The organism is Bradyrhizobium sp. NAS96.2 (genome assembly GCF_001908235.1).
In the GTDB taxonomy this organism is placed as follows: Bacteria; Pseudomonadota; Alphaproteobacteria; order Rhizobiales; family Xanthobacteraceae; genus Bradyrhizobium.
Genome location: NZ_LGHK01000009.1, coordinates 26,655 through 50,885 on the forward strand (window position 1 = coordinate 26,655; position 24,231 = coordinate 50,885).

At 63.5% G+C, this 24,231-nt stretch carries 18 protein-coding genes; 6 read left to right on the plus strand and 12 right to left on the minus strand.

Annotation, left to right across the window (positions count from 1 at the left end; translation table 11 throughout):
- Nucleotide 1 precedes the first annotated feature (1 nt).
- Nucleotides 2–1,951 (minus strand): alpha-1,4-glucan--maltose-1-phosphate maltosyltransferase, encoded by a 1,950-nt coding sequence (locus tag AC628_RS01935; RefSeq protein ID WP_074125086.1) that lies wholly within the window; start codon nt 1,949–1,951, stop codon nt 2–4.
- A gap of 203 nt (nt 1,952–2,154) precedes the next feature.
- Between AC628_RS01935 and malQ the strand changes: the two genes are divergently transcribed.
- Nucleotides 2,155–4,101 (plus strand): 4-alpha-glucanotransferase, encoded by a 1,947-nt coding sequence (gene malQ, locus AC628_RS01940; RefSeq protein WP_074125087.1) that lies wholly within the window; start codon nt 2,155–2,157, stop codon nt 4,099–4,101.
- 18 nt (nt 4,102–4,119) lie between these two features.
- Nucleotides 4,120–5,928: a glycoside hydrolase family 15 protein gene (locus AC628_RS01945; RefSeq protein WP_074125088.1), complete on the plus strand. Its 1,809-nt coding sequence runs from the start codon at nt 4,120–4,122 to the stop codon at nt 5,926–5,928.
- A 334-nt stretch (nt 5,929–6,262) separates the two neighbouring features.
- On the opposite strand, the gene AC628_RS01950 is transcribed toward AC628_RS01945, so the two are convergent.
- The 3 genes from AC628_RS01950 to AC628_RS01960 form a co-directional block, all read right to left on the minus strand.
- Nucleotides 6,263–6,913: a DedA family protein gene (locus tag AC628_RS01950; protein WP_502689527.1), complete on the minus strand. Its 651-nt coding sequence runs from the start codon at nt 6,911–6,913 to the stop codon at nt 6,263–6,265.
- 173 nt (nt 6,914–7,086) lie between these two features.
- A complete protein-coding gene (locus AC628_RS01955; RefSeq protein WP_074125090.1) occupies nt 7,087–7,806 on the minus strand; it encodes a metallophosphoesterase family protein in 720 nt (239 codons plus the stop codon).
- Complete coding sequence (locus AC628_RS01960) at nt 7,796–8,329, minus strand: hypothetical protein (protein ID WP_245320983.1); 534 nt, start codon at nt 8,327–8,329, stop codon at nt 7,796–7,798. The genes AC628_RS01955 and AC628_RS01960 overlap by 11 nt, the downstream gene beginning before the upstream one ends.
- A 667-nt stretch (nt 8,330–8,996) precedes the next feature.
- On the opposite strand from AC628_RS01960, the gene AC628_RS01965 reads away from it, so the two are divergent.
- Entirely contained in the window at nt 8,997–9,362 is a 366-nt protein-coding gene (locus AC628_RS01965) for a nuclear transport factor 2 family protein (protein WP_074125091.1), read from the plus strand.
- A 254-nt stretch (nt 9,363–9,616) separates the two neighbouring features.
- Here the strand turns inward: AC628_RS01965 and AC628_RS01970 are convergent, their stop codons facing one another.
- Nucleotides 9,617–10,558 (minus strand): LysR family transcriptional regulator, encoded by a 942-nt coding sequence (locus AC628_RS01970; RefSeq protein ID WP_074125092.1) that lies wholly within the window; start codon nt 10,556–10,558, stop codon nt 9,617–9,619.
- A gap of 130 nt (nt 10,559–10,688) precedes the next feature.
- On the opposite strand from AC628_RS01970, the gene AC628_RS01975 reads away from it, so the two are divergent.
- The 3 genes from AC628_RS01975 (at nt 10,689) to AC628_RS01985 (ending at nt 13,858) form a co-directional block, all read left to right on the plus strand.
- Nucleotides 10,689–11,654 carry a Bug family tripartite tricarboxylate transporter substrate binding protein gene (locus AC628_RS01975; RefSeq protein ID WP_168193286.1) on the plus strand — a complete coding sequence of 322 codons (966 nt, stop codon included), beginning with the start codon at nt 10,689–10,691 and terminating at the stop codon, nt 11,652–11,654.
- An 8-nt stretch (nt 11,655–11,662) separates the two neighbouring features.
- Nucleotides 11,663–12,697: a methyltransferase gene (locus AC628_RS01980; protein ID WP_074125094.1), complete on the plus strand. Its 1,035-nt coding sequence runs from the start codon at nt 11,663–11,665 to the stop codon at nt 12,695–12,697.
- A 189-nt stretch (nt 12,698–12,886) separates the two neighbouring features.
- A complete protein-coding gene (locus AC628_RS01985) occupies nt 12,887–13,858 on the plus strand; it encodes an MBL fold metallo-hydrolase (RefSeq protein ID WP_074125095.1) in 972 nt (323 codons plus the stop codon).
- 179 nt (nt 13,859–14,037) lie between these two features.
- On the opposite strand, the gene AC628_RS01990 is transcribed toward AC628_RS01985, so the two are convergent.
- From AC628_RS01990 to AC628_RS02020, 7 genes are all read right to left on the minus strand, one after another.
- On the minus strand, nt 14,038–16,272 hold the full coding sequence (locus tag AC628_RS01990) for a calcium-binding protein (protein WP_074125096.1): 2,235 nt from the start codon (nt 16,270–16,272) through the stop codon (nt 14,038–14,040).
- A gap of 313 nt (nt 16,273–16,585) precedes the next feature.
- The gene (locus tag AC628_RS01995; protein WP_074125097.1) at nt 16,586–17,389 is read right to left on the minus strand and encodes a Cof-type HAD-IIB family hydrolase; all 804 of its coding nucleotides are present in this window, start codon (nt 17,387–17,389) and stop codon (nt 16,586–16,588) included.
- Entirely contained in the window at nt 17,386–17,874 is a 489-nt protein-coding gene (locus tag AC628_RS02000; RefSeq protein WP_074125098.1) for a gluconokinase, read from the minus strand. Before AC628_RS02000 ends, AC628_RS01995 begins: the two co-directional genes overlap by 4 nt.
- A gap of 67 nt (nt 17,875–17,941) precedes the next feature.
- Nucleotides 17,942–18,694, minus strand: coding sequence for a 6-phosphogluconolactonase (gene pgl / locus AC628_RS02005; protein ID WP_074125099.1), 753 nt, complete (start codon nt 18,692–18,694; stop codon nt 17,942–17,944).
- A 1-nt stretch (nt 18,695) separates the two neighbouring features.
- Nucleotides 18,696–20,189, minus strand: coding sequence for a glucose-6-phosphate dehydrogenase (gene zwf / locus AC628_RS02010; RefSeq protein WP_245320984.1), 1,494 nt, complete (start codon nt 20,187–20,189; stop codon nt 18,696–18,698).
- 177 nt (nt 20,190–20,366) lie between these two features.
- Nucleotides 20,367–21,350 (minus strand): phosphogluconate dehydrogenase (NAD(+)-dependent, decarboxylating), encoded by a 984-nt coding sequence (gene gnd / locus AC628_RS02015; RefSeq protein ID WP_074125100.1) that lies wholly within the window; start codon nt 21,348–21,350, stop codon nt 20,367–20,369.
- A gap of 11 nt (nt 21,351–21,361) precedes the next feature.
- Nucleotides 21,362–24,208 carry a bifunctional transaldolase/phosoglucose isomerase gene (locus tag AC628_RS02020; RefSeq protein WP_074125101.1) on the minus strand — a complete coding sequence of 949 codons (2,847 nt, stop codon included), beginning with the start codon at nt 24,206–24,208 and terminating at the stop codon, nt 21,362–21,364.
- Nucleotides 24,209–24,231 lie beyond the last annotated feature (23 nt).

Genomic DNA, 24,231 nt, shown 5'->3' on the forward strand with positions numbered 1-24,231 from the left:
TTCAGGCGACACAGCGCAACAGCAACGCGGGATCGCGCGCAGGATCGAGACGCAGGCGGATGCCTCCCCATTCGAGCGCGTGGCGCTCGCCGGTGACAAGGTCTTCCAGTTCCGTGACGGGGCGGCGGGCATCGCCGCGGCCGACCATGACGTCGCCGAGCGGAAGCCAGACCTCGCGCGGCTCCGACGACAATGCAATCGCGGCCGCGATCACATTGCCCTGATCGGCCGCCTCCTTGACGAAGCCGATCACGCCGCCGTCATCGACATTGATAAAGCGCAAATCGGCGAATTGTTGCAGGGCCGGATTGCCGCGCCTGATCCGGTTGAGCGTTGCGATGTAGGGCTTGATATTCCCCTGCTCGTCCCAGTCGCGCACCCTGATCTCGTACTTCTCGGAGTTGAGATATTCCTCGCGGCCGGGCACCGGCGCGTGCTCGATCAGTTCGAAGCCGCTATAGATGCCATAGCTGCTTGAAAGCGTCGCGGCGAGCGCGAGACGCGACTTGAACATCCAGGACTCGCCGCTTTGCAGGTGGAAGGGCAGGATGTCCGGTGTGTTGACGAAGAAATTCGGCCGAAAGAAGTCACGCTCGGGATACGAGGTCAACTCGCCGAGATACTGTTCGAGCTCGGCGCGCTGCGTGCGCCAGGTGAAGTATGTATAGGATTGCGTGAAGCCGAGCTTGGCGAGGCCCTTCATCAGTTTCGGCCGGGCGAAAGCTTCGGACAGGAACAGCGCGTCGGCATCGAGATCCTGCACCTCGCGGATCAGCCATTCCCAGAACGCCAGCGGCTCGGTGTGCGGGTTGTCGACCCGGAAGATCTTGACGCCCTGCTCGACCCAGAACAGCACGACATCGCGCAGCGCGCGCCACAGCGCTGCGGCATCCCCGGATCCGAAATCCGGATTGACGACATCGTCCCAGCGCTGCGGCGGATGTTCGGCGCTGCGCATCGAGCCGTCCGGGCGCCGCTTGAACCACTCTGGATGCTCGGTCAGCCAGGGATGATCGGGCGAGCACTGCACGGCGAAATCGAGCGCGACCTCCATGCCGTGGCCCTCGCATGCCGCCACGAAGGCACGAAAATCGTCGAGCGTGCCGAGCTGCGGATGCACGGCGTCGTGGCCGCCCTCCGCCGCGCCGATCGCGTAGGGGCTGCCGGGATCGCCGGCCTGCGCGATGGCGGCGTTGTTGCGGCCCTTGCGATGCGTTCGTCCGATCGGGTGGATCGGCGCCAGCAGCACGACGTCAAAGCCCATCGCGGCGATGTCGGGAAGCCGCGCGATGCAGTCATTGAAGGTCGCGTGCACGCCGGATGTCCTGCCCTGGCTGCGCGGAAACATCTGGTACCAGGCGCTGCTGCGTGCCCGCGGACGGTCGGCGGTCAGGGGATAGAGCGGTGACCGCATCAGGTCGCGGCGAAACTGGCTGCCGGCCATCGCCTCGCGCAATTCGGGCGCCAGCAGCGCGCCCGGCTCGCCGGTCTGGAGAAAGATCTCGCACTGCCTGATGATGACGGCAGCCGCGGCAGGTCCGCCGGCCTGCGCCTGGGTCAGCATGCCGGCGCCTTCGAGTGCGTCCAGCGCGTGGTCGCCGCCGTCGCGCTGCTTCTGCTCGAAGCGATGCCGCCAGCTGGCGAAGTCATCGGTCCAGGCCTCGATCGCGAAGCTGTAGCGGCCGTGGCGGTCGGGCACGAAGGCGCCGCCCCAGCGGTCGTCGCTGTGCGGCGTCATCGGCGCGGATTGCCACGCATCGTCGCCTTCCCGCCGCCACACCAATGCCGCTGATATCACATCATGTCCGTCCCGGTAGATGTCGGCCCACACCTCGACCGGTTCGCCCGCGATGCGCTTGACCGGAAAGCGGCCGCCATCAACCGACGGATAGACATCGGTGATATGAAAAGTGCCATGGGCACTCTCGACAGGCCGGAGGGTTTTGTTCACGGTGATGCCGCCATTGAAAAGGCAAATGACGTCCCCGCGCCGGGAAGGAGGCGCGCCAGACCCATATAGAAAGCCGCTCGCCGGGCAATGGTTCCCGGTGGGAACGCCGGATAGGGTAGAGCGTTGAACATCAACTATCCCTTTCCCGTATCTGTACAATTTAGCAACGATCCCAATACCGTTGCGAGCAGGCAGCGTGCCGAATGGACCTTTACGCCAAAGCCCAGACCCTGGGAATCCAGACCGAGTATATCGATGGTAGCGGTCACCGTCGTGTGACAACCCCCGAGGCGCTGACGGCGATCCTCGCCGCGCTGCCGCCCCACACGCCGCGGCGGATCGTCATCGATCCGGTGGTCGTCAGAGGCGGCCATGGCGGGCAAACGCAGCTCTCGGAAGCGGCCCAGCTTCCGGTGCAATGGAAGCTCACCAACGGCAGCGCGGTGCTCGCACAGGGCGAGGCGCATGCGCGGAGCGTGACGTGGCCGGCCGGCCTGCCCGAGGGCGTGCACCGGTTGCAGCTGGCGGACGCATCCGGCCGCGAGGAGCTGCCCCTGTTGGTGGCACCGGACGGTGCGTTCGGCGGCGCGTTCGACCGCTGCTGGGTGATTGCGGTCCAGCTCTACGGCGTGCGGTCCGCGCGCAACTGGGGCATCGGCGACTTCTCCGATCTGGAGGGCCTGCTCGACTTCGCGCATCGGCTCGGCGCCGACGGCGTCGGGCTCAATCCGCTGCATGCGCTGTTCGACGATCGGCCCGGCGATTGCAGTCCGTATTCGCCGAACAGCCGGCTGTTCCTCAACGCGCTCTACATCGACGTCGAGAAGATTCCCGAATTCCGCATCGATGCGGCGACGCAGGCCGCGCTGGCGCATCTGCGCAGCAACGACATGGTCGACTATGTCGGCGTTGCGGCGCTGAAATGGCCGGCGCTGCGCGCGGCCTTCGCGGCCTTCAAGGCCAATCCCGGCATCGGCCGCTGGCAGGATTTCGAGGCCTATCGCAAGGAGCAGGGCACGTTGTTGTCGCGGTTCGCCTGCTTCGAGGTGATGCGGCATAAATTCAACACGCCGTGGTGGGAGTGGCCGGACGAATGGCGGCAGCCCGACGATGCGGCCTGCGCCAGATTGCACCGGGCGCGCGACACCGCCGCCGCGGTCGAGTTCGTCGAATTCGTGCAATGGACCGCGGACCGTCAGCTCGGCGCCTGCCAGGCACGCGCGCACAAGCTCGGCATGCGGGTCGGTCTCTATCTCGATGTCGCCGTCGGCGTGCAGTCGGATGGTTTCGACGCCTGGAACGAGCAGACCGCGATCTCGCGCCATCTCGGTGTCGGCGCGCCGCCGGACCCGCTCAACACCGCGGGCCAGGATTGGGGACTCGCCGGCTTCAACGCCGCGGGCCTCGAACAGCGTTCGTTCGAGCCGTTCAGGCAGATGCTGCGCGCCTCGATGCACCATGCCGGCGCGATCCGGCTCGATCACGCATTCGGGCTGAAGCGGCTTTATCTCGTGCCGCGCGGCTTCGGTCCGGCCAACGGCGCCTATGTGCTGATGCCGTTCGAGGCGCTGCTGGCGGCGACCGCGCAGGAGAGCGCAGCGAGCCGCTGCGTCGTGATCGGCGAGGACCTCGGCACCGTGCCTCCGGGATTCCGCGAGCAGATGAACGGCTGGGGCATCTGGTCCTATCTCGTGATGATGTTCGAGACCGACGACCAGGGCGTCTTCCGCAACGCCGACTACTATCTACCGAATGCGCTGGTCACCTTCAACACCCACGACCTGTCGACCTATGCCGGCTGGCGCTCGTTCAGCGACCTCAAGACCAAGCGCGCGCTCGGGATCGATCCCGGCGAGACCGACGAAGGGCGCTGGCACGCGCTCGGCCAGCTCGACGACGTGCTGCGCCGGCACGACATCCACCACAACGATTTCTATTCGGTGGCAAACTTCCTGGCCCGAACCCGATCGCGGATGATGGCAGTGTCGATGGAGGACCTGCTCGGCATCGTCGAGCAGCCGAACATCCCCGGCACCGTCTACGAGCATCCGAACTGGAAACGGCGGCTGCCGGTCTCGATCGAGCATCTCGCCTCGGCGATCGACATCGACGCGCTCAGGCGCGCAACCCGCGAGCGTTCGCATGCCTGACAACGCGGAGCACGGCGCGTGGCTTCTCGGATCGAAGACTATGGACTGATCGGCGATTGCGAGACCGCAGCACTGGTCGGCCGCGACGGCTCGATCGACTGGCTGTGCTGGCCGGCGTTCGATTCCGATGCCTGCTTCGCCGCGCTGCTCGGCACATCGCGGAACGGCCGCTGGCTGCTGGCGCCCGAAGGCGAGATCAAGCGGACCACGCGCCGCTATCGGGACGATACGCTGATCCTGGAGACTCGGTTCGAGACCGCAGATGGCGTGGTTGATCTGATCGACTTCATGCCGCCGCGCGGCAAGGCGTCCGACGTGGTCCGTCTCGTTCGCGGCGTCAGCGGCCGCGTCAAGATGCACATGGAGCTGGTGATCCGCTTCGGCCTCGGGGTCGATGTCCCCTGGGTGAAGAAGAACCCGGACGGCGAGGGGCTGCTGGCGATCAGCGGGCAGGACATGACCGTGCTGCGCACGCCAGTCGAGACCCGCGGCCAGGATCTGACCACGCTCGCCGATTTCGAGATCGGCGAGGGCGACACCGTGCCGTTCGTCCTGACATATGGTGCGTCCTATCAGCCGGTGCCGGAGCCGATCGATCCCGAGGCGGCGCTGAGGGATACCGAGGACTACTGGACGGAATGGTGCCGCCGTTCGACCTATGACGGCAGCGTTCAACGCGACCTCGTGATGCGCTCGCTGATCACGCTGAAGGCGCTGACCTTCAGGCCGACCGGCGGCATCGTCGCGGCACCGACCACGTCATTGCCGGAAAAGCTCGGCGGCGCCCGCAACTGGGACTACCGGTTCTGTTGGCTGCGCGACGCCACCTTCACGCTGCTGGCCTTGATGAATTCAGGCTACACCGAGGAGGCGGCGGCCTGGCACAATTGGTTGCTGCGGGCCGCGGCCGGCGCGCCGGCCAACATGCAGATCATGTACGGCATCCTGGGCCAGCGGCGCCTTTTGGAATGGGAGGCCGGATGGCTGTGCGGCTATGAAGGGGCGCAGCCGGTCCGCGTCGGCAACGCCGCGCATGCGCAGCTGCAACTCGACGTCTATGGCGAATTGATCGACGCCTTCCACCAGTCGCGCATGGCGAGGCTGAAGCTCGACGAGGAGAACTGGTCGCTGGAATGCACCGTCGTCAATCATCTTGCCGAGGTCTGGGACCAGCCGGATCACGGCATCTGGGAGCGCCGCGGCGTGCCCCGGCATTATGTGTTCTCCAAGGTGATGTGCTGGGTCGCCTTCGACCGCGCCATCAAGAGCGCCGAGCGGTTCGGCTTCAAGGGACCGCTGGTCAAGTGGCGGGTGCTGCGCGAGGCCATCCATCGCGATGTCTGCCGACGGGGCTTCGACCCTGATCTCAACAGCTTCGTCGAGAGCTACGGCTCAAAACTGCTCGACGCCAGCCTGCTGCTGCTGCCGTCGGTCGGCTTCCTGCCGCCGGACGATCCGCGCATCCGCAGCACCATCGAGGCGGTCGAGCGGCACATGATGCGCGGCGGCTTCGTGCTGCGGCACGATCCGCGCGAGGCGGCCGGTGAAATCCAGCCGATCGAGGGCGCGTTCCTGGCCTGCAGCCTGTGGCTTGCCGACGCCCATGTGCTGGCAGCAGATGTCGACAAGGCGCAGACCATGTTCGACCGCGTGGTGGCGGTCGCCAACGATCTCGGGCTGCTGGCGGAGGAGTTCGACCCCGGCGCCGGCCGGCAGACCGGCAACTTTCCGCAGGCGCTGACCCATATCGCGCTGATCAACACCGCGCACAATCTCAGCGCCGCAAGAGCCGACGCCGAGAAGCCCGCGGTGCAGCGCTCGAGCTGAAGCGCGGGGCCAAAATATCGAAAACAACCCCATGCAAAGGAGCCGGCGGCCGCTGGCGTCGACCCGGCAGCTTGACACGTCGGGCAACTCAGGGGTACATTTCCAATATTCCGAAATTGTGCAAGTGCCTGCGTCGCTCGTCTCGACCCCGCAAGCGGGCATTTCCAATATCCAGAGCAAAACGCCAATCTGTCGGCGCGAAGATATCGAGAGATTGGGCAGGCGCTATCGAATAGCGCGCGCCCCGCGCAAACCGCGGCGTGGCCTCCGCGTCGATCCCCTGGTGCCGCAGATCAGCGGCCACCGGAGGGAACGTCTGAGCGCGGCCAAGACGCTAGGTCCTCGGACGACGGTACCGCTGCCGCAATACGGACAAATTGCGTTCTGCCTCCAGGAGCAGTTGTTGCTCATGGTGTTTGTAGTAGCTCCACAGGTAGAAGATAGTGATCCCCGCCGCGGCGAGCGTCAGCCAGCCGAGCGGGCCCGTTACGCGACCGAAGCTGTGGCCCAACAGATACCCGCCGACGCCGAAGACTGCTGCCCAGGTGATCGCGCCCAGTGCGTTGAAGAGCAAGAATCGCCATAGCGGGAAACGATTGGCGCCGGCGAGCACCGCGGCAAACACGCGGAGCACCGCTATGAAGCGTCCGAGAAAGACGATCTTGCCGCCATGGCGCAGGAAGAGATACTCGCCCAGATCGAGCTTGCGCTGGTCCAGGCCGATCCAGTTGCCCCATTTGAGCAGCGCCTTGCGCCCGATCGTGCGGCCCACCCAATAGCCGATATTGTCGCCCAGAATCGCGGCGCCGGCCGCAGTCGCGATGATCCACCGAATATCCAGACCATGATGCGAGCCAGCGTAAATGGACGCCGCGACGAGCGTGGTTTCGCCTGGCAAGGGGACGCCGGCGCTCTCGAGTAGGATGATCGTGAAGATCGCGATGTATCCATAGGACGCGATGAGTTCGTCAGTCGCATGGTTCAATAGGGGCAGCAAATCCAGAGGCACTCCTTCGATAACCCGGTAGGATACGAGCACGACGCCGAGTCCGGGCTGCGATCGAGGTCTGTGGCAGCATACCCACGAGCCATCGGGTTGAACACGCAGACCCGCCACTGGCCCCATGGTTGGGTGCAACACCTCCGCAAAGCCGACCGCTAGACCGTAATCAGGGCATAAGGCAAGCGATCAGGCTTCTGCACGTGCACGGCGACATTGTACACGCGCGCTCCGGCCGGGGTGCGCCCCTCATACTTGCCGCGGTGTGCATGGCCATGCACCACCGCGCTCACTCTGAAGCGGTCAATGGTCTCGGCAAGGCGCGAGCATCCGAGAAACGGATAGATCTCCAGCGGTTCGCCTTCGACCGTTTCGACGATCGGCGCGTAATGCAGGACGACAACGGCACGCTGACTGTTCACGGTGCGCATGACATTTTCGAGTCGCATCGCTTCGTTCACTGCTTCAGCAACGAACGTCTTGATCGCGAGTTCTCCGAATGAACTGAGCATGCGCGGTCCGAACCCGCCCGCGAAGCCCTTTACTCCCACAAATGCCACACCATTTACTTCGGTCGCCTGCCCGTCCAGCAGGCGTAGGCCCGCATCGCAAAGAATCTGCTTCACCTCGTCGACATGCCCCGACTCGTAGTCGTGGTTTCCGAGAACGCCGATCACCGGGACGGTGCACGCACGCAGTTCCTCCGCCAGAACGCGCGCCTGACTCGGAGTTCCGGTATCGGTAAGATCGCCGCAAAGAACCAGTGCCGCGGCGCTCTTTGAGATTTGGCGGAATACTTCGCGAAGCGAGCCCGGCTGGCCATCCTTCACATGAAGGTCGCCCATGCTCGCGAATGTGAATGATGTATCACTGGTCATTGTCGCATTTGCCTTTGGCTTCCAAAAATCCCCACACTTCGACGGCGTTCTGGTAATCGGAGCGCGACAACATTCGACCGCGGCATATCCTGGCTGCTGTTGGCGGAAGTTCGCGCTGCCGATTCAGTCGTTCGAGAAGCTCGTCGAGCAGCCACGACGGAATGGCATCCCGCTCACTCGGGTAGATCCATCGAAAGATCAGCAGATGAGAGAGCAGCACTTCCCAATGAGCATCGAAATAGGCCACGAGGCGTTGCCAATCGATTCGGCTGCTCTGCTTCAATATAATGTTCGCGATATCCGAGCCATCATGGCGAAATCGCTTTTGGATAAAGGCCTTCGACCAGATGAGCTCGGTGGGATCGATAACCAGTACGCCAAGCCCCAGTACTTGAGCTTCGCGAGCGTGGTGAAACCATCCTTCCTGGACCGGAACCATGCCATTGCTCGATCCGAAGATGACATCCACGAAGTACTCGCCGTAGTAGATCTTTCCGAGCCACTTGTCGTCGACGATTGACACTCGGCGACCACCGCGATTCAGGTGAGCGAGTAGTCGTTGCAATTCAGCCCTGGTCGTGAAGATGTCCAGGTCCTTCGTCGGGATTCTTGCGCCAGTGTGGACATTAACGGCGTACCCGCCCCCAACCAGGAACGGAAGCTTGGCGTCAAGCAGTTCCGCGAGAATTTCCCTGTAGAACCGCTCCGCCTGCGCTTGACGAACTCGCCTGTACTCCTTGCTATCGTCTGAAGGCTCCGAAGACCGTCTTGGAATGTAGGGACCTCGGACGCGCACGATCTGTTTTCCAGTCTCTTGGCCGACTATTCATCAATTGATGCCAAGAATAATTGATGCCAAGAATGGAAGTTCCTTCCGGGCGAGGCGCCCAGAGTTCCCGTCCACCGCCCCTTGGCACTCACACTCTCGCCACGTCGACCTCAATCCTGACCGGAATGGAAACGTTCTCTGCGGCTTATGGGGATGTCTCCGAAATACTCAGCCTGATTTTTTGGCTTCGTTAGCGCGAGCGAATGAAGCCACTTAACCGGTTCGCCGGCATGCTGGAGGCTGATCTTGAGCGACGCGAGAAGGCCGCGCCACAGGTTCCGGCCGCCCCGGTGCGGTTCAGGCTCAGTTCATGCTGCCATCCTTAGCCTGCGGATGGGGCGTCGGCAGAACGAGGTCGGTGATGTCGAACACATCAGAGGTTTTCGATACTGTAGCGATCGTAGTCGATTGGCTGGACGCTTGCAGACAGGGGCGCCTGCCAGACCTGCTCGAACTGTACGATGACGATGCCACGGTGGACTGCTGCGAAGGCGGCCGGTTCGAAGGACGGTGTGCGTTGCGCGCGTACTGGACGCTGAAGCTGCTCGATCAGGGCCCCGGCGCCTTCGAGATCAAGGCAGTCGTGCCGGAAACGAGCGGCGTTTGTCTCGAGTACCGCGCTTACGGCGGGCAGCCTTTTCGGATGCGCTTCCGTTTCAACTCCGCGGGAAAGATCGCTCATACGACCTGCGATCCGCTGGTCGGCAAAGGTGGTGCGTTGGCCTGACGCAGCGATCCGCTGCCAAGCGGGCATTTCCAGTATCCAGAGCAAAACGCCAATCTGTCGGCGCGAAGATATCGAGAGATTGGGCCAGGCCTATCGAATAGCGCGCGTCCCTGAATAACCGCTGTTGGCCGATCGTGACATGTTGCGCCGCCACACGACTTCGGTCGCAAGCGGGAGCATAGCGGAAGTCGACGGGTAATTCGCGATTGCGGAGCGCGACGCCAGTGACCCATTGCGGAAAGTCGGTCGACCAATCAGTTCACTCCAACCAGTGCCTTACAGACCTCCCGGCTGGCCTCTTGGAATAATTTGACGGCACCTCCGGCCTGTCGTCCCTTCAAGGTGATTGAGGCTATCGGGGCGGAAGTATCGCCAAGATCGACGTTCAACGCGCGCAGCCATGCGCTACTTGATCGCATTCTGAGTATCTGCATGGGCAATAGGGTTATAAACCGGCTGCTCGCCAACAGATTCAACCGCATGTAGATTGAAATCGTGGTGACGGTCGTTGGCGGAAGCGGCAGGTTATGTCGCCGAAATAGCTCGGCGCCGGTACGCCCCAAAAAAGAATCGGGCGGCGAGAGCGTCCATTGCTCTTGCATAAGTTCTGAGAGCTTTAACTTCTTCCTCGATCGCAGGAGCGGATGCCGTCGCTCCGCCATCACCGCAAGGGAGGATCTAAACAGCACCTCCGCGGACAAATCATCGGCGACCGGCAACGGCGCCCAGCGCGTTATGGCCAGATCAAGCATTCTCTGGCGCAGAGCATGCTCCAGCGCATCCCGATCACCTATCGTGATATGATACCTGATGCCTGGATATCTGCGGACGAGATGTCCGATAATTTCTGTAACGATGGCGGTGACCGGCTCGGTTGTACCGATCGCAACGAGCCCTTGCGCCGGATCTGACCTTTGCACAATGTCGGTAACGCCCAGCTTTATTTCGTCGAAAACGACGCGCGTGCGATCGACAAGAAGGCGACCGCACTCAGTGAGTTCAACTCCGCGCGAAGTGCGATCCAGCAGCGCAGCTCCGACGGCGTGCTCCATATCGGTGATAGCTTTGGAGATCGCCGGCTGTGACAACCCGAGACGGCGAGACGCCTTGGCCATGCTGCCGACCTCTGCGACGGTCTGCAGCGTATGCAGATCCTTGAGGCGTAGGCGTCGGCCAATGCGGTCGTGCCACTGCATGGGTATTCACCTCACGTTATAGCCCGATAGGAAAACGCAATTTCGGGTTATAGCGTTGTTGCTTCAGAATGGCGAGATGGAAAGCCGGGCCGGATCATCGCATTGCTGTCCCAAGCACATGGAGAACGCCATGCAGCTTTACTCGCGTCGCGCCATACTGGCCGGGTTTTCGGCTCTGGCTCTTCCGCTACCCGTTATTGCGGCCGACCGGCCGCTGAAGATCGTGTTTCCATTCGCGCCTGGTGGCTCGGGAGATACGATCGCCCGGCTGTTTGCCGAGCAACTTCGCGCCAGGCTCGGCAAGGTGGCGATTGTGGAGAACCTTGCTGGCGCTGGCGGGCGCATCGGCGCTCAGGCGGTCAAGAATGCCGCACCAGGAGAGGAGGCAGTGCTGTTTGCTTCCGCTTCGCAATTCACGCTTCAGCCGCATCTCTTCAGGAGCCTGGGATATGATGCAAAGCGCGACTTTGTGCCACTTTCGCAGGTAATGACCGTCGATCTGGCTCTGGCGGTCAGCCGGAAGCTGCCCATCCATTCGGTGCCCGAACTCATCGACTGGCTGAAGGCCAATCCCGAACAGGCCGTGTACGGCTCGCCGGGAGCAGGCACAGCACCTCATTTTATCTGCGGCGAGTTTGGCCGGATCACAGGCCTAAATCTGCGCCACACGCCCTATAGGGGTACTCCTGCTGCCCTCCCGGATGTGCTGGCCGGCCGGGTCCCGATGTATATGGCGTTTCTTTCCGAACTACTGGAGCATCATGGGGGCGGTGACATACGCATCATCGCCACCGCAGCCGCTGCGCGATCTTCCTTCCTGCCTCAGACCACAACTCTGAAGGAGAGCGGGATCGATATCGATGCGGCCGGGTGGTTCGCATTCTATGCGCCTGCCCATTCCTTGCGTCAGTTCGTTGAGCGCCTGGGAACGGAGATCGTTGCAATCGGGAACGATCCTGAAATGCGCGCAAAGATTCATGCCATGGGGTGCGAGCCGACAGGAACGACATCGGACGAGCTTAAACACATCCAGCGCGCCGAGTTCGAACGCTGGGGACCGATCGTGAGGGCATCAGGATTCCCGATCGAAGACTAGGGCGGCACATGACCACCAATCCCCGCGAACAGTTGTTGGACCTTGTTCAATCGCACCGTGTGACGGCTGTGATCTATGTCGCTGCCAGGCTGGGCCTTGCCGAATTGCTGCGCGACGGACCGCGAACGGTCGAAGAACTCGCGAGTCGAACCCACGCGGACCGGGACGCACTGGCCCGCTTGCTCGTCGCTCTCTCGACCATCGGCATCTGCTCTCGCGTCAGCGAAGGCCGCTATTTGCTGACCGAACTGGGGGCCGGGCTCGACGGTGCTGCGCGACGATCATTCAAGAACTGGGTCATTTTTGAAGGCTCCATGCTGACCAGGAGGTGGGATGGTCTTCTGGATTCGATCATGTCGGGCAAGACGGCTTCCCAACTTCAGCACGTCGACGACAATTTCGACCTGATGGCGCGCTCGCCAGAGCATGTGCGGATATTCAATGAAGCCATGACAGACCTGACACGGCTGGTCACGCACGATCTACTGCAGGCCTACGACCTTGGCACGATCTCCCACTTGATGGATGTCGGAGGCGGCTCCGGGGAACTCATGAGCGCGGTGGCGAGGGCATATCCAACCATCAGAGGAACGGTGTTCGATCTGCCGAGGTGCGCCGACGCCGCCAACCAGCACTTCGGGCACCTCGGAATCTCCGGCCGCGTCGACTTTGTTGCAGGCGATTTCTTTCACGCGGTGCCTGCAGTGGCCGATGCGATCATCTTGAAAAGCATTATTCACGACTGGGATGACGAGCGCAGCCGCATCATTTTGGGAAACTGCCGCAAAGCGCTTCCCCAAAAAGGCAGACTGCTATTGGTCGAACGTGCGATGCCGGAATTGCCCGGTACCGATGACGCGGGCAGGTCGTGCGCGATGAGCGATTTAAACATGCTGCGCGGTCCAGGTGGACGGGAACGGACGGAAAGGGAATATTATCGGCTCCTGACCGAGAGTGGCTTCCGCGCAATCGCGGTTTATCCTGCGGGCCGCTTCAATCTCATAGAAGCTGTATTTGCTGAGGCAGTGGGTAATATCAGATGAACCGTGGGAGCGTCCATTCTTGGCACCAAGGGCGAAGTCCCGGCGGAGAGCCAAATTGTCAATGGATCGGAGTAGACCGGAATCGGACGGCCGATCATCCCAACAGTGCTTTGACCCAAAGCCAACCTTGTGCAGTGTACATCCCCATTGATATGCTCGATCCATTCAGTCAGCGGGGAGTCCCGAACGATGTCCGATATCTCGCGTCGTGACGTGACACTTGGCGCAGCCGGTGCTTTTGCCGCGTTTGGACTCGACAAGCCGATCACGTTTGTCGGCGCGGCTCACGCTCAACAGTCCGTCACTCAACCTTTCCGCAAATACAAAGTCGGCGACATTGAAATCTTCTCTCTGATTGATGGCATGCGGGACGCGCCGCTGCGCGACGGTATGGTCCGGAATGTCAGCGCCGAACAGGTAAAGACTGTGTTGCGTGGTGCCGGTTTTCCCGAAAATCAGGCGCCCGTGCGGTTTATCGTCATGGCGCTCAAGCTGCGCGATCAAGTGGTCCTGATCGACTCGGGTACGGGCGGTCATCCGATTTATGGCGAGGGGAACGGCCGGCTATTCGAGAGCATGGTCGCGGCGGGTCTCGACCCAAAGGCCGTCAAGACGATCCTCATTTCCCATCTTCATGGCGACCACATTTATGGACTTATGAACAATGAGAGCAATGCACAGGTCTTTCCGGACGCCGACATCGTGGTGCCCGCTGCGGAATTGAAATGGTGGACGCGCCCGGGGGTCGAGTCGCTCGATCTTGGACCGACGCGCAAGGGTCTCGCGCGGCGCATTCAGGCTACTGTGGCTACTTGGAAAAACGTCAGGACCTTTGAGGGAGAACCTGAACTCCTGCCTGGCGTGCACGCAATTGAGGTGCCCGGCCATAGCCCGGGAATGGTCGCGCATCTGGTCGCTTCCGGCGGCGAGCAGTTCCTGATCAGCGCCGACGTGGTCAATCTTGCGCCCCACATTGCAACAAACCCCGAGTGGCAGCTCTCAATCGATCAGGATCCACAAATGGCAGTGGAAACGCGAAGGAAGATCTTCGATCGCGCGGTCGCCGACAAGCTCACCATTTCGGGTACTCACTGGCTGATGCCGAACGTCGGCACGCTTGCTAAGGATGGCAACGGCTACGTATTCGCAGCCAAGGGGTGATATCCCCCGTGGCGCTAAGCCATGGTTATGCGACGACGATTGCAGCCGGTAGCGGGCGAACCGCTCGGCATGTGAGTCTGCCTCTGGCCCATCGCGTCATTTGCTGCGGTTGCACAAGAGTGGTCGTTATCGGAGCGAAGCGGACATGGCCGAAGCTTATGAGTCCACATCCTGGTTCGTCAGTGCAGGTCAACCGGCGGGTATGGGGTTCCCGGCGGCACGCCGAGATAGAGATATTCCAGGCCATATTTGGCTGCGAATGCAGAGGCCGTATCGTCGAGCAGGATTTGTCCTGATCCGTTCAGGTGCAGTTCGGGCCGGGTGAAGCCGTTCAGCGTGAACGCCGGCAGCGTGTTCTCGTTGACGAACAGATTGTCGAACGTGTGCGACACATGGCCAAGGTCGGCAAGGTTTCCGGCGAGGTCGGTCACAACAGCACCGTTGGCGTTGAAGCCGGTGATTGCCAGCGGTGACGTCGGTGGATTGCCGGCCGACACGACATGGTCGAACACCAGCTTGCTCGCATCGCCAAGCAGTGCGGTGGCCGCGGCGTCGAAGGTTGCGGTGCCGCCATCGTTCAGCGACAGGGCCGGCGATCCGCCCGCGAGGTGAACCGCCTCGTCGAAGTCGAGGGTGAACTGGATCAGCGATCCGGCCGTCTGGGTGCCGCTTGTGGGCAGAGCAGTGATGTCGGTCAGATGCAGCGCGATCGTATCGATCTGGAGGACGCCGGCCGGGTTGCCGACGGCGCCGGCAAGGTCGGCGTCGTTACCGGCCTGGTCCTTGATCGTGCCGCCACCGGTTCCGATGACGGCAAGGTCGGGGGTGTTGTCATGCGCACCGACAACATAGCGATAGACGAGCGTGTCCGTGCCGCTGCCGCCGGCATAGACAGCGGCTCCGCCATCGTTGAGAAGCAAAATCGGGTTGCCCGCGACGGTCACGTTCTCATCGAACTTCAGCGCAAAATCGACTTCCTTGTTGGCATTCAGATCGCCTGACCCGGCAGCGATCCCGGTGCCCGAGGTGGTGACCGCGGTGACAAGCGGAACCTTGAAGATGAAATCGTCAGCGGCGAGATTGGCCTTGGTGACGTGTTCGAGTGTCAGCGTGCTGCCGCCCCCGAAATCGATGACGGTGTCGGTGCCGGATTGGGTCGTAAGTGCGAGGATGTCAGCGAGGCCGTGGACGCCGGCACCTGCAAAGGCACGGACGTCGATCTTGTCGGGAGTGCCTGCTCCGGCAACGAAGTCGGTGATGGTCTCGGCCCCGGCTCCGGGCTTGTAGATGTAGGTGTTGTCACCCCCATCGCCATCAATCAGAAGCTTGATCTGGTTGGGCCCGAGAGCCGATCCGTCGATGATGTCGTTGCCGGCCCCTGCGTGAATCTCGAGCGTGTCGTTCTCGGCTTCCTGACCGGTGATCGTGACGTCGGCATGCAGACCATCGACAACAATGCGTCCGCCGCTTTCCGTGACGGTGACGTGATCAGCGCCGGCCGAGCCGGCGACGATCACCGTATCCGCGGCGCCGTCGCCACCGCCTGCGCTGGCCTGCAGGTCGATGGTCACGTGCCTGACGTCGGTGCCGCTGAGGTCGTTGACGGTGAGCCGGTCGGCGCCTCCCAGCGCCTTGACGTTGATGTTCTCGATGCTGTTGAGGTCCATCGTGACGTTGGCGACGTCACGCGTGAGCCGTACCCGGGATCCGTTGGCCGAGATGTCGATCTTTTCGGCGATATTGGCGCCGTTGAATTGCAGGGTATCGTTGCCGGCCCCGCCGTCGACCGTGTCGCTGCCGTCGCCGGGATTCCAGATGTAGGTATCGTCGCCGTCGCCGAGCAGGGCGGTATCGTTGCCGCGTCCGCCGGTGACGATGTCGCTGCCGGCGCCGCCGATCAGCAGATCGTTGCCGTCGCCGCCGGTGATGGTGTCGTTGCCGTCGCCGCCATCGAGCGTGAGCGAGATCAACGCGCTCAGCCCGTTGCCGGCGGTGATGATGTCGTTTCCGCCGCCGGCGTGGACAACCAGGTTTTCCGTCGCGCTGATGTCGACAGAGAATGGGTCGGGGCTGGTCCTGAGAACGCTGACATGGCTGCCGTTGGCTGCGATGACGAAGGTCTCGCTCGTGTCCTCGCCCTCGATCACGGCGGTATCGCTGCCCGCTCCGCCGTTCAATGTGACCGGCGGCAGCGCGCCCTGGCTCGCATCGAGCGTGACGGTGTCGTTGCCATCCTGGCCGAGGATGTCGACGGCGGTCGTGTTGGCCGTCGTCGCAGGCTCGCCCATGATCGGAACCGCTCCTCCGTTGACCGCGATGACCCCGGCCGCGTCGCGGCTGGTGGTGATGGTGTCGTCGGCGGCATCGCCGAGGACGGTGAGGACTCCAGCGGCGAGGTTGGCGGTGACGGCCATGAGTTGCACTCCAGTCAATATTGGCGTGTCCCAGGCCGGACTCGCCGAACTGATGTGATCGGTTGCCTCCTGAAAAATTCCTGGATGCGGGCGGCCGCGCGCGAACGTGAAGGAAGGGCATTCAAAATTGACTGCCGATGGATCGGTGGAGCCGGGGTTGGTCGGACGGCAGACATCGCCGCGACACATGGCCGCGTGGTCACTGTGATGCGATCACATGATCAGGGTGACGCGGATCCGATGTGACGGACAGGAATGGCGATCACGCTGCCACCGCGCTCGATCGCGCGGAGCGGGTGATCGTCCGAACCCTTCAGCGAAGCTGCAGCACCGTGTCCATCGCGCGCGCGAAGCCGTCGTGCTCGTTGGTTTCGGTGACATGGGTGGCGCGCGCCTTCACGTCGTCGCTGGCATTGCCCATCGCGAAGGCGACGCCGCTTCTTGCGAACATCGGCAGATCGTTCTGCATGTCGCCGATCGTGGCGACATTCTCCAGCGATACGCCGAGACGCTTGGCGATGCCCTCGACGAAGGTGCCCTTGTCGTGGCCGGGCGGGGTGACGTCGAGATAGTAGGTCTGCGAGCGGACTGCGGTCGCATCATTGCCGACCATCTGCTGCATGTCAGCCTCGCAGCGCTGCAGCAGGGCCGCATCCGAGCTCGCGCCGACGATCTTGCAGGCCTGGTCGAGATACGGCGTGAAATCGCCGACGATGGTCGGATCGTGCTTGATCGCGCGCTTTTCGTGCGCGTTGTACTCGCCGTCAGGATTGCGGGTCAGCCAGCGGTCGTTGGTGAACAGCCAGATGTCGATGCCGCGCTCGCGAAGCAGGTCGATGCTGCGCTTTGCGATCGCCGCGGGGATCAAATGCTGTTCGAGCGGCTTCAATTGCGGGTCGACGATCGAAGAGCCGTTGAAGGCGCCGATCGGTAGCGTGATTTCGAGCGGCGCGACCAGGAAACCCATCCCGATCGTCGGCCGGCTGGAGACGATGGTGAAGCCGATGCCCGCTTCATGCAGCTTGCGCACCGCAGCCCTGGCGACGTCGGTCAGGGTCTTGTCCTTGGTGAGCAACGTGCCGTCGACGTCGGACACGACAAGCGCGATACTGTTCATGGGCGGTCCAGCTTCAATTGAGTGACGATGTCTTCGATGATGGTGTCGACGGAACGGTCGATCGCAACCGTGATCGGGCGTTCGTCCGGCGTCGGCGGCTCCAGCGTCTTGAACTGGCTGGTGAGCAGCCCCGGCGGCATGAAATGGTCTTTGCGCGCGGCAAGCCGTGTCGCGATCAGCTCCTGGGTGCCGTCGAGGAAGACGATGCGGATATCGTCGCGGCCATGCACCAGGATGTCGCGATAGCTGCGCTTCAGCGCGGAGCAGGCGATGACGGCGCGTTCGCGGATGCCGCAGGTGCGGTCGATCTCGGCGGCGATCGCGCGCAGCCAGGGCCAGCGATCCTCGTCGGTGAGCGGCTGGCCGGAATGCATCTTGGCGACATTGCTCGGCGGATGAAAGCTGTCGCCATCCTCGAAGCGCCAGCCGATCCTGATCGCGAGGCGGTCAGCGATGGTGCTCTTGCCCGAGCCGGAGACGCCCATCACGACAAGCGCGCAGGGATTTTGCCCGTCACCCAAGGAAGTCACCCAACAAAATCATCCAAGAATATCATCCACCAAAATCCTCCGGCAGCGCGGCCTGATCGATCAGCCAGACGGTTTCGCCCAGCGATCGCGCGCGGTTTGCCGGCAGGTTCTCGCCTGCGAACAGGCGCGTCAAGATCGCACGCTTGTTTTGACCTGACACCTCGAACAGCATCTCGCGGCAGGAGGCGAGGGCAGGCAGCGTCAAGGAGACGCGCGGCACGAATGGCTCGACATTGGCCTTGGGCACCCCGACCACCCAGCGCTGGGTTTCCTCGACCGCGGGATAGCCGGGAAACAGCGAGGCGGTGTGGCCGTCGGGGCCGATGCCCATCAGCACCAGGTCGAACAGCGGCCGCTTCGGATCGAGCTGCTCGGCGCCGTAGAACGCCATCAGCTCGTTCTCATACAGCGCCGCGCTGACGTCGGGATCCCTGAGATCGGCGGTGTCGGTTGCGATCGGGTGGACATTGGCGGCCGGCGCGCAGCGGTCGAGGAAGGCCTGGCGCGCCATGCCCATATTGTGCAGCTTGTCCTTGCGCGGCACCAGGCGTTCATCGCCGATGAACCAGTCGATGCGGTCCCACGGAATCCTCGCCCGATAGTCCGGCGTCGCCAGCAGCTGGTAGAGCGCCTTCGGGCTGGAGCCGCCGGTGAGGCAGATCGCGATCCGGCCGGGGTTCTCGTCGATCCCCGCGATCACCCGCTCGGCGGCCGTCTTCGCCAGCGCCGCCGGATCGGCGACTGTGATGACCTTGCGCTGGTTGCTCGTGGTCATCTCAACCCAGCTTCCGCCAGCTGCGACCGTCGCGCGTCAGCAGCGCGTTGGCCGCCTCCGGGCCTTCGCTGCCGGCCTTGTAGGGTTGCAGGCCGCGGCCGCCGGCGGTCTTCCAGGCGTCGAGGAAGGGCTGCACCGCCTGCCATCCGGCCTCGACGCTGTCGGCGCGCTGGAACAGCAGATTGTCGCCGATCATGCAGTCGTAGATCAGCGTCTCGTAACCGGTCGACGGCTCGGCCTTGAAATAGTCCTTGTAGCGGAACTTCATCTCGACGCCGTCGATGTTGATCGCCGGGCCCGGCACCTTGGTGTTGAACTGCAGCTCGATGCCTTCGGTCGGTTCGGTCGAGATGACCAGGTAGTTCTGCGAGAGGCGGTCGACCGCGGTATTGCGGAACATGGCGAACGGCGCCTGCTTGAACTTGATCGCGATCTCGGTGCGCTTGGTGGTCAGCGCCTTGCCGGTGCGCAAATAGAACGGCACGCCGGCCCAGCGCCAATTGTCGATGGTCAGTTTCAGCGCGGCATAGGTCTCGGTCGAGCTGTCGGGCCTGACGTCGGGTGTCTTCAGATAATCTACGATCTCGTTGTCGCCGATCCGGCCGCCGCGATACTGGCCGCGCACCGAATTGGACAGCGCCTCATGCTCGGTCTGGGTCTGGATCGCGCTCAGCACCTCGGCCTTCTCCGAGCGCACCGCATGGGCGTCGAAGCGCGCCGGCGGCTCCATCGTCACCAGCGACAGCAGCTGGAACAGATGGTTCGGCACCATGTCGCGCAGCGCGCCGGTTGCGTCATAGAAGCTGCCGCGATGGCCGACGCCGAGCTTCTCGTCCACCGTGATCTGGACGTGGTCGATGTGGTTGCGATTCCAGATCGGCTCGAACATGCCGTTGGCGAAGCGCAGCACCAGGATGTTCTGGACGGTTTCCTTGCCGAGGTAATGGTCGATCCGGTAGATCTGATGCTCGTCCATCAGCTTCAGCAGCGCCGAATTCAGCGCCCGAGCCGACGGCAGATCGGTGCCGAACGGCTTTTCGATGATCAGCCGCCGCCAGGCGCCGTTCTCCTCCAGCATACCGGTGCGTCCGAGCTGCTCGCTGATCGGCAGGAAAGCGCTCGGCGGGGTCGCGAGATAGAACAGCCGGTTGCCGCCGGTGCCGCGCGCCTTTTCCAGCTTGTCGAGTCGTTCGTTCATGGCATCGAACGACGCGGGATCGCGCGGATCGGCCTCGATCGAGGTGACGCATTCGAACAGCCGCTTGGCGACCGCCTCGTCCACCGGGCGGGTGGCGAACTTGCGCAGCCCCTGCAGCAGGCTGTCGTTGAGCTGCTCGCTCGACATGCCCTTGCGGACAATGCCGACGACGCAGAATTTGTCCGGCAGCAGGTTGCCGGCGGCGAGATTGTAGAGCGCCGGGACGACCAGGCGGTGGGTCAGATCACCGGTGGCGCCGAAGATGATGAAGGAGCAAGGATCGGGTTTCTTCTGCACGTGACCTTCCACGGTTATCTCTAGATCATGATGCGTTTCCACGGAAACGCATCATGATCCGATCTCCTTGTTTGAGCATGATCTTTTCGGAAAACCGGTTTCCACTTTTCCGGATCATGCTCGAGACGCGTTTGCTTGACGCGAACCGGTGCCCACTTCGCTCGAAAACGCTTTAAGTTAAGACTTTTTCGGCGGCTCCTTGTGGCCGCCGAAACCTGCGCGCATCGCCGAGAGGATCTTCTCCGCGAAGGTGTGATCCTTGCGCGAGCGGAAGCGGGTGTAGAGCGCCGCCGTCAGCACTTCGGCCGGCACCGCCTCGTCGACCGCGGCATTGACGGTCCAGCGGCCTTCGCCGGAATCCTCGACAAAGCCGGAGTAGTTGTCGAGCGTGTGGTTCTGCGCCAGCGCCGAGGCGGTGAGGTCGAGCAGCCAGGACGGGATCACGCTGCCGCGCCGCCAGACTTCGGCGATGTCAGCGATGTCGAGATCGAAGCGATGCTCCGCCGGCAGCGCCTCGATATTGGCGTTCCTCAGGATGTCGAAGCCTTCGGCATAGGCTTGCATCAGGCCGTATTCGATGCCGTTGTGGATCATCTTGACGAAATGCCCGGCGCCAACAGGACCGGCATGGATGTAGCCCTGCTCGATGCGCGGGTCGCGGCCCTCGCGGCCCGAGGTGCGCGGGATGTCGCCGATCCCGGGCGCCAGCGTCTTGAAGATCGGGTCGAGCCGGTCGACGACCGGCTTGTCACCGCCGATCATCATGCAGTAGCCGCGCTCGATGCCCCAGATGCCGCCGCTGGTGCCGACGTCGACATAGTGCAGCCCGCGCTCCCGCAGCGCCTTGCCGCGGCGGACGTCATCCTGCCAGAAGGTGTTGCCGCCGTCGATGATGACGTCGCCGGGCTGCATCAGCTTCGACAGCGCCTCGATGGTGGCTTCGGTGATCTTGCCGGCCGGCAGCATCACCCAGGCGGTGCGCGGCGCTTCCAGCTTGAGGACGAAATCCTCCAGCGAGGTGGACCCCGTCGCATTGTCCGCGACCAGCGCGGCGACCGCCTTGGGATCCTTGTCGTAGACCACGGTGGTGTGGCCGTTGCTCATCAGGCGGCGGACGATGTTGCCGCCCATCCGCCCGAGGCCGATCATGCCGAGTTGCATCCTGGCCTCCGTCAGTTCAATGCGGCCGAGATCGCGGCATCGAGCGCCGCGAGCCCGGAGCTGAGATCGCCCTTGAGATGCACGCGCAACGCCCGCCGGCCGCGCTCGGTGAGCACGTCGAAATCGCCGCGCGCCTGGGCTGCCTTGATGACACCGAAGCTGGCCTTCTGGCCGGGCACCGGCAGGTCCTGGGCATCGTCGGTCGTGACCTGCAGGAACACGCCGCTGTCAGGCCCGCCCTTGTAGGCTTGCCCGGTCGAGTGCAGGAAGCGCGGGCCGAACTCGGCGCAGGTCGCAAGGTGCTTGGCGTCGCGCAGCTTCAGCCGCATCGCCTGCATGGCGTCGATGGTGTCGCCGTCGCGCTCGATATAGGCGAGCAGGGCGACATAGTCGCCGCGGCCGGAGCGCGAGAGATGGGCCTTGATCCAGGAATTGAGGTCGCCATTGGCGCCGGCCCGGCGCAGCTCCTCGGCGTTCTGCGCATCGGTATAGAGTTCGACGTCGGCCGCCGACACCACCGGCTGCTCGGCCGGCAGCGACCCGGTCTTCTCGAACGCCGCCGTCAGCTCGCGCGTCTTGATCTTGGCAGCCTCGACGTCGGGTTGGTTGAACGGGTTGATGCCGAGGATCGAGCCCGCGACCGCGGTCGCGATCTCGAAGCGGAAGAACTCCTGGCCGATATGGTCGATCGACTTCATCACGATCCGGACCACGGGATGGCCGGCGGCCTCGAGCGCCGCGAGCTTGGCCTCATGCGCGGCGTCGTTCTCGCTTTCGGTGCGGAGATCGATGAAGAAGCGGTCATTGCCGTAGACCGCGGCGGCGCCGATGGTTTCCCCTTCTATGGGGATCAGGCCCTTACCGTCCTTGCCGGTTGACTCCGCGATCAGTTGCTCGGCCCAGGCGCCGAAATCGGCCACCTCGGGCGAGGCGAAGATCGTCACCTTGTCGCGGCCTTCGAGCCCGGCGATGCCCATCGCAAGCCCGAGCTGGACGCCCGGGTTTTCCTGCGGCGGCACGTCGGCGCCGCAGGAGCGCACCATGGCGAGCGTATGGCCGAGCAGGCTGCGGACGTCGATGCCCGCGGCAGCCGCCGGCACCAGGCCGAACGGCGACAGCACGGAATAGCGGCCGCCGATCGCTGGATCCCCGTAGAAAATCCGGGCAAAGCCCTGCTTGATCGCGACCTTCTGCAGCGAGGAGCCCGGATCGGTCACCGCGATGAAGCGGTGGCCGGCCTTGTCCTTGCCGATCGCCTTGGCCACCCGGTCGAAGAAGTAGTCCTTCATCACGTTCGGCTCGGTGGTGCCGCCGGACTTGGAGGAGACGATGAACAGGGTCTTGGCGATGTCGACATACTCCTCCATCGCGCGCACCTGCGCCGGATCGGTGGAGTCGAGCACGTGCAGCCGCGGGAAGCCGGACTTGTGCGGGAAGGTCTGGGCCAGCACCTCCGGCCCGAGGCTCGAGCCGCCCATGCCGAGCACGACGGCGTCGGTGAAGCTCTGTCCCTTCACGCGCGCGGCGAAATCCTCGTAGTCGGCGACATCGGCGGAGGCGGCGCTGGTCAGCCAGCCCAGCCATTTGTCCTCGTCATCGCCGGTCCAGACCGACTTGTCCTTGTGCCAGAGCCTGCGGATCTTGGCCGAGGCGCGCCATTCCTCGGTGCTCTTCTCGACCGGCTTCTCGATCGTGGCGCCCAGCGCCAGCTTCTGGTGGTCGATGCCGCCGCCGAGCGAGGTGGCGCGCTTGTGGGCGACCGCGCCGTACAGCTTGTCGGCGGCGTCGGCGAACAGCTTGACGCCGTCCTTGACCAGTTCCTCGGTGATCGCATCGAGCGAGATGCCGGACTTCTCCAGCTCGTCCAGCACGTGGCGGGCGTCCTCGACATTCTCCTCGAGGCTGTCGCGGACCTTGCCATGGTCGCGGAAGGCGTCGAGCGTTGCCGGCGGCACGGTGTTGACGGTGTCGGGGCCGATCAGCTCCTCGACATAGAGCACGTCGCTGTAGTCCTTGTTCTTGGTGCCGGTCGACGCCCACAGCAGCCGCTGCGGCTTGGCGCCCTTGGCGGCGAGCTTGTCCCAGCGCGCGCCCGAGAACAGGCGCTTGTAGTCCTGGTAGGCAAGTTTCGCATTGGCGATCGCGACCTTGCCCTTGAGCGCGGCAAGCCGCTCCTTCTCGGAGGGGTCGTTGGCGCGCGCGATCTTCTCGTCGAGCTGCTTGTCGACGGCACTGTCGATGCGGCTGACGAAGAAGCTGGCGACACTCGCGACATGGGAGGGATCGCCGCCCTTGGCGACGTACTTCTCGAGGCCCTTGAGATAGGCCTCGGCGACCTGGCGGTAGACCTCTTGCGAGAACAGCAGCGTGATGTTGATGCTGATGCCTTCGCCGATCAGATACTCGATTGCCGGCAGGCCCTCCGGCGTCGCCGGTACCTTGACCATCAGGTTCTTGCGATGGACGTCCTTCCAGAGCCGCTCGGCCTCCGCGATCGTGCCCTTGGTGTCCATCGCGAGATAGGGCGACACTTCGAGGCTGACGAAGCCGTCGCCGCCATGGCTCTGGTCGTAGACCGGGCGCAGCACGTCGGCTGCATGCTGGATGTCCGCGACGGCAAGATGCTCGAACAGGTCGGCGACCGAGCGGTCGCCCTTCTTGAGCGCCTGGCCGATCGCCCCGTCATACTCGTCCGAAGAGCCGATCGCCTTCTCGAAGATCGAGGGGTTGGAGGTGACGCCCTTGACGCCGTCGGTCTCGATCAGCCGCTTCAGGTCCCCCTTGGCGACGAAGCCGCGGGCGAGGAAGTCCAGCCAGACGGCCTGGCGGTGATTTTCGAGTGCTTTGACGGGGTTCATGGGTGCCTGTTCTCGTTCGATCG